Origin of the sequence: uncultured Microbacterium sp., from assembly GCF_947488465.1 — a bacterium.
Lineage (GTDB): Bacteria > Actinomycetota > Actinomycetes > Actinomycetales > Microbacteriaceae > Microbacterium.
In genome coordinates, this window is sequence record NZ_CANKZA010000001.1 from 175,471 (window position 1) to 187,444 (window position 11,974).

Annotated in this window: 10 protein-coding genes and 1 tRNA gene; 9 read left to right on the forward strand and 2 right to left on the reverse strand. The window is 68.6% G+C overall.

Going from position 1 to position 11,974, the window contains the following annotated elements:
- Positions 1–23 precede the first annotated feature (23 nt).
- A complete protein-coding gene (locus Q0653_RS00815; RefSeq protein ID WP_298941899.1) occupies positions 24–1,661 on the reverse strand; it encodes an HAD-IA family hydrolase in 1,638 nt (545 codons plus the stop codon).
- 139 nt (positions 1,662–1,800) lie between these two features.
- Between Q0653_RS00815 and Q0653_RS00820 the strand changes: the two genes are divergently transcribed.
- The 7 genes from Q0653_RS00820 to Q0653_RS00850 all read left to right on the forward strand — a co-directional run bounded on the left by Q0653_RS00820 (position 1,801) and on the right by Q0653_RS00850 (position 8,336).
- The gene (locus Q0653_RS00820) at positions 1,801–2,796 is read left to right on the forward strand and encodes a LacI family DNA-binding transcriptional regulator (protein WP_298941901.1); all 996 of its coding nucleotides are present in this window, start codon (positions 1,801–1,803) and stop codon (positions 2,794–2,796) included.
- Positions 2,797–2,910: 114 nt separating this feature from the next.
- Positions 2,911–4,191 (forward strand): phosphopyruvate hydratase, encoded by a 1,281-nt coding sequence (gene eno, locus Q0653_RS00825; RefSeq protein ID WP_298741842.1) that lies wholly within the window; start codon positions 2,911–2,913, stop codon positions 4,189–4,191.
- A gap of 92 nt (positions 4,192–4,283) precedes the next feature.
- Positions 4,284–4,709 (forward strand): septum formation initiator family protein, encoded by a 426-nt coding sequence (locus Q0653_RS00830; protein ID WP_298741841.1) that lies wholly within the window; start codon positions 4,284–4,286, stop codon positions 4,707–4,709.
- A 94-nt stretch (positions 4,710–4,803) separates the two neighbouring features.
- On the forward strand, positions 4,804–5,271 hold the full coding sequence (locus Q0653_RS00835) for a DUF501 domain-containing protein (RefSeq protein ID WP_298741958.1): 468 nt from the start codon (positions 4,804–4,806) through the stop codon (positions 5,269–5,271).
- Positions 5,247–6,596 (forward strand): S8 family serine peptidase, encoded by a 1,350-nt coding sequence (locus tag Q0653_RS00840; RefSeq protein WP_298941904.1) that lies wholly within the window; start codon positions 5,247–5,249, stop codon positions 6,594–6,596. Before Q0653_RS00835 ends, Q0653_RS00840 begins: the two co-directional genes overlap by 25 nt.
- 44 nt (positions 6,597–6,640) lie before the next feature.
- Positions 6,641–8,164, forward strand: coding sequence for an FAD-dependent oxidoreductase (locus Q0653_RS00845; protein ID WP_298943074.1), 1,524 nt, complete (start codon positions 6,641–6,643; stop codon positions 8,162–8,164).
- Between the two features lie 99 nt (positions 8,165–8,263).
- Positions 8,264–8,336 (forward strand) — tRNA-Leu (locus Q0653_RS00850).
- A gap of 19 nt (positions 8,337–8,355) precedes the next feature.
- Here the strand turns inward: Q0653_RS00850 and Q0653_RS00855 are convergent.
- Positions 8,356–9,687 carry an HNH endonuclease signature motif containing protein gene (locus Q0653_RS00855; protein WP_298941906.1) on the reverse strand — a complete coding sequence of 444 codons (1,332 nt, stop codon included), beginning with the start codon at positions 9,685–9,687 and terminating at the stop codon, positions 8,356–8,358.
- Between the two features lie 190 nt (positions 9,688–9,877).
- On the opposite strand from Q0653_RS00855, the gene Q0653_RS00860 reads away from it, so the two are divergent.
- Positions 9,878–10,219 carry an SDR family NAD(P)-dependent oxidoreductase gene (locus Q0653_RS00860; RefSeq protein WP_298941908.1) on the forward strand — a complete coding sequence of 114 codons (342 nt, stop codon included), beginning with the start codon at positions 9,878–9,880 and terminating at the stop codon, positions 10,217–10,219.
- 133 nt (positions 10,220–10,352) lie between these two features.
- On the forward strand, positions 10,353–11,858 hold the full coding sequence (locus Q0653_RS00865) for a serine/threonine-protein kinase (protein ID WP_298941910.1): 1,506 nt from the start codon (positions 10,353–10,355) through the stop codon (positions 11,856–11,858).
- Positions 11,859–11,974 lie beyond the last annotated feature (116 nt).

Below are 11,974 nucleotides of genomic sequence, written 5' to 3' on the forward strand. Positions count from 1 at the left end.
TGAGCGGGTTACGCGATTGCGGTTCACGGAGTCGCGACGCGGATTGCGGCGCGGGGAGAGATCACGGGCGACGACGCCATGAGTGCAGCCAGCTCGCTCGCCGATGCGACGGCATCGGTGGCGAGTCCAGATGCCAGCGCGGCGTCGATCTGCGCATCACTTGTCGCGCCGCCGCGCACGAGCACGCGGTGAGCGATGCCGGCCTCGAGGGCGACGGCGGCGTCATTCTGCGGCTTGTCGCCGACGAACCACGTGCGTGCGGGGTCGGCGTCTGCGATCGCCAGCGCTTCCGCGACGATGCGCGGATCGGGCTTGCGGAATCCGTTCTCATCGGAGCACACATACGCGGCAATCAAGTGGTCGATGCCGTGCGCGGCGCACTCGGCGCGCACGGCGCGTCCGCTGATCGTGTTCGACACGACGACGACGGGAACGCCATCGGCGCGTGTCTGCTCGAGGAGATCTCGGATGCCGCTGCGCACCGTCCGTCTGCTTTTGGCGCGCCCGTACTGGAACATCAGGTCGTGCGCTTCGGCCTCGAGGAGAGCGCGGGCGCGTACCGAGAGGTCTCGGCCGACCATGTCGCGCCAGAAGGTCGTCGCGTCGAGCTCGCGGATGCCGTCGATCGAGGCGCGCTGGTCGAGCTTGTACGCATGGTGCTGTGCGCGGCCGGCGGCAATGAGCGCGCGGGCGGAGGCCGGGGTGATGCGCTCTTCCGGAGCGTCAAGCAAGGCGGCGAGGCGCTCGCAGAACGCGTCGAGCAGGTCGTCGTCGGGGGTCGACGTCGAAATAACACCACCGTGGTCGATCAGGAGCGCAGCGCCGTGAGTCGGCGCGGGGATCTGCGCAGTCGCCGGATGTGGGGCTGCGGCGTCGCGTAGCGCCGCGAACAGGCCCTCGGGAGTGGCGAAGACGGCGTCCGCGTCATCGGCGATCCCGAAGGGCGGGTTATCGGTGTGCTTGCTCGCGGTGAGGATGACGGCACCCACACCCGCGCGACGGCCGGCGACGACATCGCGATCTTGGGTGTCGCCGACGTACCAGGCGGTGGCGGGAGAGACACCGAGCGCCGCGGCGGCGAGTTCGATCATGCCCGGATGAGGCTTGCGCATGCCGACTTCGTCGCTGTACACCTGCACGGCAAACGCGGAAGCGAGCCCGTGCGCCGCGAGCAAGCGCCGGTGACTACGTCCGGAGTGGGCGTTGCTGACGATGCCGAGGGGAATGTCGCGGCGCTGCGCTTCGGCGATGAGATCCCGGATGCCGGGACGTACCTCGTGGTCGGACAGGGTCGTGTTCAGTTCTTCGAGCACCTCGCTCGCCTCGGCGACCAGTAGCGCGCGAATCGGGGAGGGGAGGTCGGCGACGAGGAAGTCCCCGACGACTTCACGGTGGGTCATCTCGCGCGGCTCGAGGCGCCGGCTCGAGGCGTGCTTCCAGTGTCCGAGGGCGGTGATTCCGGCATCCAACGACGCCCGAACGGTCGCCTGATCGATGTGGTGTCCGGCCCGTGCGACGCGCTCCACGAGTGCTGCCGCGAGCTCATCGCGTCCCGTCGGACGTTTCGCGGTCTGGAAGACGACGCCGCCGAAGTCGAGCAGGAGGGCTCTCGGCGCGCGGTGCAGCGCAGCGGCGTGCGGGGAAGCGAGGGGATCGGACACAGAGGCTCTTCTCATTCGTGCGGGTTCGAGGAAGAACCTACGAAGCGGGCCTATACGCCCGGACACCGTCGCGTGAACGCTCGTGGAACGCTCCAGCTGGAATGTTCTGGAACGCTCCAGGCGCTGGTAAGACAGCACCGTGAGAGCACCGCGTGATCGTCCGCCGACCATCCACGATGTCGCCGCCGAGGCTGGCGTTTCGAAGTCACTCGTGTCGCTCGCCGTGCGCGGTGACGCGGGCGTGCGGGCCGAGACGCGCGCGCGCATTCTCGATGCCGCCGATCGGCTCGGCTATCGCTCCAACCCCTGGGCGCGCTCGCTTGCGCGCGGACGAAGCCAGACCGTGGGCGTGCTGCTGGACGATCTGCGCAGCGGTTATCACACCGACGTCGTGCACGGTGTGGAGGATGCCGCCGAAGCGAACGGTATGTCGGTCGTCATCGCTGACGGTCGACGCGACCGCGATGTGCTGCGGACGCGGCTCGAACGCATGCTTGCTCTGGGGCTCGATGGTGTCGTCATCGTTTCGGGGCAAGCCGATGCTGATGCCATCGGCGATTTTGCGCGGCGTGTTCCGCTTGTGGTCGTGGGTCGCCCCGTCGGTCTGCCTCCCGGGGTCGGGCAGGTCTCCAACGACGACCGCACCGGAATGCGTCTGGCAGTGCATCACCTCGTCGCACTGGGGCACCGCCGGATCGCGCATCTGTCGGGGTCTGCGCGCCCTGCGGCGGTCGCCCGGCGCGACTCGTATCGCACCGCGATGCACGAGCTCGGGCTCGAGTCGCATGCGGTCGTCGAATCCGACGCCGTTTCGCTCATCGCCCGTGTTGCGGACGGTGCGGCGGGAGCGCCGACGGCCGTGTGCTGCGCAAACGATCGCCTGGCGGTTGATCTCATCGGGCGCGCATTCGACGCCGGCGTCCCGGTACCACGCTCGCTCAGCGTGGCGGGGTACGACGACATCGACCTCGCGTCCACATTGCGTCCGACGCTCACAAGCGTCGACCAACCGCGTCGGGACATGGGGGCCCTCGCGCTCAAGCAGCTGACCGACATGCTCGCCGGACACCCTGCCCGGCACGAGGTCGCGACCCCGACACTCGTCGTGCGGGAGTCCACCGCCGAGCTCGGGTGAAGACGCACCGGTTTGATCCGGTCTGGTGCCTGCGTCGACGGCATCCACCTCACTAGACTCACAAGTGGACCGACGACGCTCCGAGATTCATCCTCCACAAGCAAGGAGTCCCCTGTGGCACTGATCGAGGCTGTAGGCGCACGCGAGATTTTGGATTCGCGTGGCAACCCGACCGTCGAAGTGGAGGTGCTCCTCGACGACGGAATCGTCCAGCGGGCTGCCGTCCCTTCCGGCGCATCTACCGGCGCGTTCGAAGCGTACGAGCTGCGCGACGGCGACAAGAGCCGCTACGGCGGTAAGGGCGTCCTGAAGGCCGTCGCCGCCGTCATCGACGAGCTCGGCCCCGCCATCGAGGGTGTGGATGCCAGTGAGCAGCGCATCATCGACGAGATCCTCATCTCCACCGACGGCACCGAGAACAAGTCGCGCTCGGGCGCCAACGCGATCCTCGGCGTCTCGCTCGCGGTCGCGAAGGCCGCCGCGGACAGCGCGGACTTGCCGCTGTTCCGCTACCTCGGTGGCCCGAACGCGCACGTGCTGCCCGTGCCGCTCTTCAACGTCATCAACGGCGGATCGCACGCCGACAACGGCATCGACTGCCAGGAGTTCTTCCTCGCGCCGATCGGCGCGTCGAGCTTCGCTGAGGCGCTGCAGTGGGGCGCCCAGACGTACCATGTGCTGCACTCCGAGCTGAAGGCCGCCGGCTACGCGACGGGCCTCGGCGACGAGGGTGGTTTCGCCCCCGACCTGAAGAGCAACCGCGAGGGTCTCGACTTCCTCGTCAAGGCGATCGAGAAGGCCGGCTTCACGGTCGGCACCGACATCGCGCTCGGCATGGACGTGGCGGCGACCGAGTTCTACAACGACGGTGTCTACCGCTTCGAGGGCAAGGACTGGTCGGCCGAGCAGCTCACCGACTACTACGTCGAGCTCGCCGAGGCCTACCCGATCGTCACGATCGAGGACGCCCTCGACGAGGACTCCTGGGATGCGTGGGGTGCTCTCACCGAAAAGCTGGGAAAGAAGATCCAGCTCGTCGGCGATGACCTGTTCGTCACGAACCCGGAGCGTCTCGCCAAGGGCATCGAGCTCGGTGTCGCGAACTCGCTCCTGGTGAAGGTCAACCAGATCGGCACGCTCTCCGAGACGTTGGATGCCGTCGACCTTGCGCACCGCTCGGGCTACACGACAATGTTCTCGCACCGCTCCGGTGAGACCGAGGACACCACGATCGCCGACCTCGTCGTCGCGGTCAACTCGGGTCAGATCAAGAGCGGCGCGCCCGCTCGTAGCGAGCGTGTCGCGAAGTACAATCAGCTTCTGCGCATCGAAGAGGAACTGGGTGACGCCGCCGAATTCATCGGCCGTCGCGCGTTCCCCCGCTACAAGGGCTGATGCACGACTGAGACATGACGAGAGGGGGAGCCGTGGCGAAAACGACGGCTCCCCCTTCTCGTTCCTCCGGGGACGGACGCGCGCCTGTCGACGTGCGCGATTGGATCGGCGGCGTCCGGTTCTCCGCCTTCACCGGGATCATGCTGGGGCTCGTCGTCCTCGCCGTGTTCACGCTCGTGCCGACCGTGGGGACCTACATCGATCAGCGCCAGCAGATCGCGGCGCTCGAGCGCTCGGTACAGGTGAGCACCGAGGAGGTCGCCGCACTCCAGGCCGAAAGCGAACGTTGGGCGGACGAGGCCTATGTGACCTCGCAGGCACGCTCCCGCTTGTACTACAAGAAGCCGGGCGAGGTGGTGTATCTCGTCGACAATGACCTTCCGGACACGGCGATCCCGCAGGAGCAGGCGTCGGTCAGCGACGATGTCGTCGAGACGAAAAATGACTGGATGGCCCAGCTCGTCCGCTCCGTCACCGGCGCCGGTCTCGCCGAGACGGTGACCGGACCCACCGGCTGACGGCTCGTCCCCGCACCTCTTCAGCAGGTCCCGGTACCCTGAGTGTGTGCCCCATCCGACGCTCAGCCCTGCCACCGACGCCGACCTCGAGGTCATGCGCGAACAGCTCGGCCGCCCCATGCGGGGTGTCGTGGGCATCGCCGCACGGTGCGTCTGCGGTAATCCGACCGTCGTTGCCACCGAACCCCGGCTCCCGGACGGCACCCCGTTTCCGACCTTCTACTACCTGACGCACCCGGGCGCGACGGCGGCGATGTCGGCGCTCGAAGCCGATCAGGTGATGAGAGAGTTCTCGGATCTCCTCGTCGAGGACGAGGAGATCGCCGCGGCCTACGCCGCGGCACACGCGGCATATCTCAGCGATCGGACGGTCTACGGCGAGGTCACCGAGATCGAGGGGATCTCCGCCGGCGGCATGCCGACCCGGGTCAAGTGCCTGCACGCCCTCGCCGGGCATGCTCTGGCGGCCGGCCCCGGTGTCAACCCGATCGGCGACCTCGCGCTCGCGCGCGGCGACTGGTCTCCGACGCGATGCACGTGTCTCAGCCCCGGAGCCGCATGATCGGCCGGATCGCCCGGGCGTGGGGTGCGTTCGTTCTGGCGGTGGCCGGTGCGACCGGAGCGGCAGCGGTCCCCGCGCAGGTCGATCCGGGGGAGTTGCTCCCCGAGCAGGTGGTGCCGACGATGGCCGTCGATCCCGTGCGCAGCGCCCAGTACTGGCTCGATGAGTACGGCGTCCGTGACGCGTGGAAGACCACGAAAGGCAAGGGCGCGACGATCGCGATCATCGACACGGGCATCGGCCGAGGCCCGGTGGAGTTCGCCGGCGCGGTCGCCGGTGGTGCGGACTTCTCCGGCGTCGGTGCGAGTGACGGGCGCACGCCCGTCGGTGCGGTCGATGCCAGCCACGGCAGTTGGGTCGCCTCCCTCGCCGCCGCCCGCGGAATCGGGCCCGAAACGGGGATGGTCGGCGTCGCTCCGGAAGCGGAGTTGCTCGCCATCTCGGTCGGGTTCGGATCGGCTTCATCGGTCCCGTTCGTCGAACAGGTCGCGAGCGCCATGCGATGGGCGGTCGACAACGGTGCCAATGTCATCAATCTCTCCTTCACGACCAACACCCTCACGTGGGATCGCGCCTGGGACGACGCCTTCCTGTACGCGTTCCAAAACGATGTCGTCGTCGTGGTGGCGGCGGGCAACAAAGGCACCGGGACGGATGAGGTCGGCGCCCCCGCGACGATCCCGGGTGTGCTCACGGTGGGAGGTGTCGACCGAGCGGGTTTCGCCAGCAAGGAAGCATCGACGCAGGGGATCACCATCGGGATCTCTGCACCGAGCGAGAAGCTTCTCGGCGTCTCAGCCGACGGCACGATCGTCGAGTGGAACGGCACGAGTGGCGCGGCACCACTGGTCGCGGGCATCGCCGCGCTCGTCCGAGCAGCCCATCCCGAGATGGATGCCGCCAACGTCATCAACCACATCATCCGCACAGCGCGCCCGGCGGCGGGCGGGGCAGGTTTGTCCACCGCGCTCTACCGCGCCCTGTACGGGTACGGGTTGGTGGATGCCGCGGCTGCGGTCACGGCATCCCTCCCGTCCGTTTCGGTCAACCCCATGGGCGATCTGGCCGAGTGGATTCGGCTGTACCGCCGCGCGGAAGCGACGCCCGCGCCGAACGAAACGGCGGTCGCCGTCGATGTGCCGCCGCTCCCGGAAGCCGATCCACCGACCCGGGTGACGCCGTTGCTTCCGAGCGCCGAGACGGTGCGGTACGGTACGGTGCCGCTCGTGGCGGGTACCCTGGCCGCTATACTGGTGGCGCTCGGCGTCACCGCTGCTGCCCGGCGCATTCGATCGGCGCGCGCTCCGCGTAGTCCGAGCCGTTGATTCAAGGAGTCCTTCCACCTGTGAACAGCACCGCCACCAGCACCGTGCCCAAGATCCTCGTCGTGGGCGGCGGCTACGCCGGCTTCTACACGGCGTGGAAGCTCGAGAAGCACCTGCGCAAGGGTGAGGCGGAGGTCACGATCGTCGACCCGCTGCCCTACATGACCTACCAGCCGTTCCTCCCCGAGGTCGCTGCCGGTGAGATCGAAGCGCGTCACGTCATCGTGGGTCTGCGCCGTCACCTGAAGAAGACCAAGGTCGTCACGGCGAAGGTCACGGGCATCGACCACGCAACCCGCACCGCAACGATCACCCCCGAGCAGGGCGAGCCGTGGCAGGAGTCGTACGACCAGATCGTCGTCACTGCCGGGGCTGTCTCGCGGACGTTCCCGATTCCCGGTATCGCCGACAACGCGATCGGCCTCAAGACGATCGAAGAGGCTGTCGCGATCCGCGACCGCATCCTGACGAACTTCGACCGGGCGGCGAACCTTCCGGCGGGTCCCGAGCGTGATCGCCTCCTGACCGTCGTGGTCGTCGGTGGTGGCTTTGCAGGTATCGAAGTGTTCGCCGAAACTCGTGCCCTCGCGTCGTCGCTGCTGAAGGACTACCCGCAGCTGAGGTTCGAAGACACCCACTTCCACCTCGTCGAGGCCATGGGCCGCATCATGCCCGAGGTGTCGTTGAAGACCAGCGAGTGGGTGCTCAAGAGCCTCGCCCAGCGTGGGGCGAACGTGCACCTCGACACGCAACTGCAGAGCGCGGTCGACGGAAACGTCGAGCTCTCTACCGGTGAGACGATCCCCACGGACCTCATCATCTGGACCGCCGGTGTCATGGCGAACCCGACCGTCGTGCGCGGCAGCGACCTGCCGGTCGAGGAACGTGGCCGCATCCGCACGCGCGCCGACCTGCGCGTGGGTACCGAGGACGAGATCGTCGAGGGTGCCTGGGCGGCCGGCGACGTCTCGGCCGTGCCCGACCTCACCGGCAAGGGTGTCGGCGGATATTGCGTTCCGAACGCGCAGCACGCCGTGCGCCAGGCGAAGCTGCTCGCGAAGAACCTGGTCGCCGTTCTCCGCGACGAGGTCCCGCGCGAGTACATCCACCACAACCTGGGTGCCGTCGCGGGCTTGGGTCTCTACAACGGTGTCTTCCAGTCGAACAAGATCGCGCTGAAGGGCTTCGTCGCTTGGGTCGCGCACCGCGGCTACCACGGCCTGGCCATGCCGTCGTGGGAGCGCAAGTGGCGCGTGATCGGCGACTGGTGGCACAACTTCTGGCTCACGCGCGACAACGTGTCGCTGCAGACCGTGCAGAACCCGCGCTATGTCTTCGAGGAGTTCGCTGCACGCCCGCGTCCGGCCGCTCCCGCCGCCGAGCCGGCGGCCCCCGCAATCGACCCGAAGTCGGTCGCGGCGGAGAAGTCGGGCACGACGCCTTCCACCGAGCAGCCGGCCGAGGCCACGCCTGTGGAGGCCGCGACCGTCACGGAGAAGTCTCCCGCGGCCGGCAAGACTCCCGCCAAGAAGCCGGCCCCGAAGGCGAAAGCCCCTGCCGCCGGCTGACGCCGCTCAGATCTGACGCCGAACCCTCATTCCCGCATCCCGCGGGGGTGAGGGTTCGTCTTTGGGTCGGCTTCGTGCGCCCGACTACCCTGAGAGAGGGCCCCCGTAGCCCAATGGCAGAGGCAGGCGACTTAAAATCGCTCGAGTGTGGGTTCGAGTCCCACCGGGGGTACGGGTTTCGCCCGCCTGAGTCACGCGCTCAGCGTGTAGCGGCGTCGTCCGCCGGGTCGTGGGGTTTGACTTCGGTCGATCCAGGGTGGCGGGATGAACCAGATTTTCGCGTCGATGCCGGTGCCGTCGATGCGGATCTCCCAGCCGTCGTCGTGGATGCGGTGGTGGCAGGCGGTGCAGAGGAGGATGCCGTTGGACAGGTCGGTGGGGCCGTTTTTGCTCCACCAGGTGATGTGGTGGACTTCGGTCCAGGCGACGGGTGCTCCGCAGCAGGCGCAGCCGCCGTCGCGGAGGGCGAGGGCGAGTTTTTGTGCGCGGGTGAAGCCGCGTTTGTCGCGGCCCCAGTCGAGGATCTCGCTGTCACTGCCCATGACCCAGGGGATGACCTGCAGGTCGCAGGCGAGGCGGCGAAGCGCCCTGGCGGGGAGGGGCTGGTCGATCCCGTCGATGGTCGCGGCGCCGACACCGGTCTGCAGTTCGTCGAGGGTGACCCGGACGATCACGGTCGTGGACGGGCCGGTGGGGAGTTGGTCGCAGCCGATCGCGTGGCGGCAGAGGGTGGCGAGCGCGTCGGCGCGCATCTGTGTCATCGATCGTTGGTCGCGGGTGGCGTCGTCGGCGTCGTGGTTGGCGCGGAGCGTGGCGGTGACGATGGCGTCGATGGCGGCTTTGATGGGCGCACCGGTTTCGATGTCGACCTGCCCGGTGAGGATGAATCTTCCGTCACGCTCGCGGATGGAGAAGTCGCGTTCCGCGCGGGCTTGCTCGTGTCGGGGCTCGACCCCGTCGGGGTCGAGGGTCGCTTCCGCGCGCACAAGGAGTCGGGCCAGTTCGTCCGCCCGCAGCCCGGGCGCCATCAGGGCGAGCTCCCGCTCCGCGGCGTCGAGCCGCCCGGCATCCACCCGCACCGTGATGCGGTCGAGCATCGACACGATCGCCGACGCCGTCGCGACGCTTAACGCACCCGCCCGCACTCCCGCCGCGACGTGCGGGTGCTTGGCCGGCAACTCCTCACCCGTGAGCGTCATGCGGGGCGCGGTGGCTTCGCCGACCTGCACGAGCTTCACCGCATCGCCGACGCTGGACCCGGTGGTGGCTTGGATGAACGCGACGGGGGAGCGGAACCCTTGTTTCTTCGCGAGGGAGTCTTTGCCGAGTTCGACCCGCGACTGCCGGGCGATCTCCGCCGCGACGGGCGCGAACGCGGCCTCGACCCGCCGCCGCAGCGCCCCGAACGCCTGGTTCACCGCGACGAGTTCACCCGCCGTCAATGCCCCCGGCGATCGCCCGCCACCGGCCGCGGTCAGCGCGTCGAGCGCTTCCGCGATGCCGGTGAGTGGGTTCTCTTCCATACCTGAAGACTAGAACATACCTCCGACATTCGTCCGGGTTATCCACAGTCATCGTTCGAGGGAAACGGGGGGGGGCGCGTCGCGTCGCGAATCCCCGGTCGGAATTCCCCGTCGCCTGATTTGTTGCACCATGTGGAAGCACACGGCACCCACCCACGAAGCAGGTGCCGCCCAGCGAAAGGTGAGAAACATGACCGAACGGTTCAGCGACCACACCATCCTCATCACCGGAGCCGGATCCGGACTCGGACGAGCGTCGGCGGTCCGCCTCGCCTCGGAGGGCGCAGCTCTCTCGCTCGTCGACGTCTCGGAAGAGGGCCTTGCGGCCACCGCGGATGCCATGCGCGAGATCGCGCCGGATGCGAAACTGCTGACGATCGTCGCCGACGTCTCCAGCGACGACGACACGCAGCGCTACGTCGATGAGACGGTGTCGACGTTCGGTCGCATCGACGGCTTCTTCAACAACGCCGGCATCGAGGGGCGCCATCCGAATCCGGGTGGCCCGCCCTCGTTCCTTCCCCGTGCGTGACTTCTCGGTGCCACGGAAATCTCGACATAGCACCCTGATCGCGGGCGGTCAATGGCTCGTCACTTTCCGTGGACCGTCAGTATCGTCGGTGGTGTCTCAGGGGAGGAAGCGGCGTGGCCGAACGGTGTCAGGCATGACCGCGTGGGGTGATCGGGGGATGCCCGCTGTCGGCGACGTCCTGGACCACCGCTATCGCCTCGATGAGTACCTGGGCGCCGGCGCGATGGCCTGCGTGTTCCGAGGGCTCGATGTGCAGTTGGGGCGCGAGGTCGCCATCAAGGTCTTCACCGCCCGCGTCGACGAACTCGGCGACCGTGAGCGACGCCAGAAGGAAGCGCGGCTGCTCGCGACGGTGACGCATCCTTCGCTCATCGCCCTGTATGACGCGAGCTTCACAGGGGTCTCTGCCGACTTCCTCGTGCTCGAATACGTCGATGGCGGGGCGTTGCGGCGCCTCATGGATGCCGGGCCGCTCCCGTCGGACGCGGTGGCCGCCCTCGCCTGCGACATCGGCGACGCCTTGCGGGCCGTGCACGAAGCGGGCATCGTGCACCGTGACGTCACACCGGGCAACATCCTCCTGAGGTCGGCGGTGGGCGGCACCGCGACGGCGCGCGCCGTGTTGAGCGATTTCGGCATCGCCCACGCACAGGATGCCGCGCGGCTTACGTCGCCCGGGATCGCCGTCGGTACGGCTGCGTATATGTCGCCGGAGCAGGCGCGCGGCGCCGACCCGCATCCGGCATCAGATGTCTACTCGCTGGGGCTTGTGCTTTTGGAGGCTCTCACCGGAACGCGCGCGTTCGCTCGGTTGGCGCCGATCGAGTCGATCGTCGCGCGTCTCACCACGCCGCCGACAATCCCGAGAGACCTCGAATACGGGTGGCGCACGCTCCTGACGGCGATGACGGCGATCGATCCGGCCGAGCGCCCGTCAGACGTGGACGTCGTCCGACGCGCGCAGGAGATGGTCGGCGGCACCGCTGCGCACGCGGCGCTGGCCGCGGCGGCCCTCCGGGAGGCGACGGCGCCGATGCCCGTGATGGGCAACGATGAAGCCGCGCTCGTCACTGCCGCGGGAGCGCCCGCCTCGGCTGCCTCCCCGGAGCCGGATCTTGCCGGTGAGACGCTCGCGTTTCCGCGGCGCGCGGAGATGCGCCGAGCCGCGCGCAGGGCTTCTGGCCGGACGGCGTCTGGGCATCGTCGGCGTGCGGGTCCGGTCGCCGTCGGCGTGCTGGCCACCGTGCTGCTCGTTGCGGGGTGGGCTGCCCTTCCCGCACTCGGTGAGATCGAGCTACCGACCGCCGACCCGACGTCCGTCCCGCCGGTGCAGACCACTGCCCCGGTCGAGGAGCCCTCGCCGGAGGTCGAGCCGGCTGTCGACGCGGAGATCGTCGATCTGCAGGTCGTTCCGACCGTTCCCGCGTCGCCAGCTCAGGACCTCGTACCGCACACGACGGTGCCGGCGACAGAGAAAGGCGCGGATTCGACCATCGACGGGACAGCGGTCGAGAACTCCGGGTCAGGCACGGGCAGCGGCGCCCGCCCGAACAGCACCAACGGCAACGGTCCGGGAAAGAACAGCGGAAACGGTGGCGGACGCGTCGGCACAGGTCGGGACGAGCCTCCTGTGCCCTGACTTTCGGTGTTCTGGCGCACTGACGAGGCGGCCGGCTCGGTGAGGTCGTCTGCTCGTCACCTCGTCCCGCGTTTCGTCGCGCCGCCCGGGGCTCTGTCCGTCCGACCCCGCGGTGG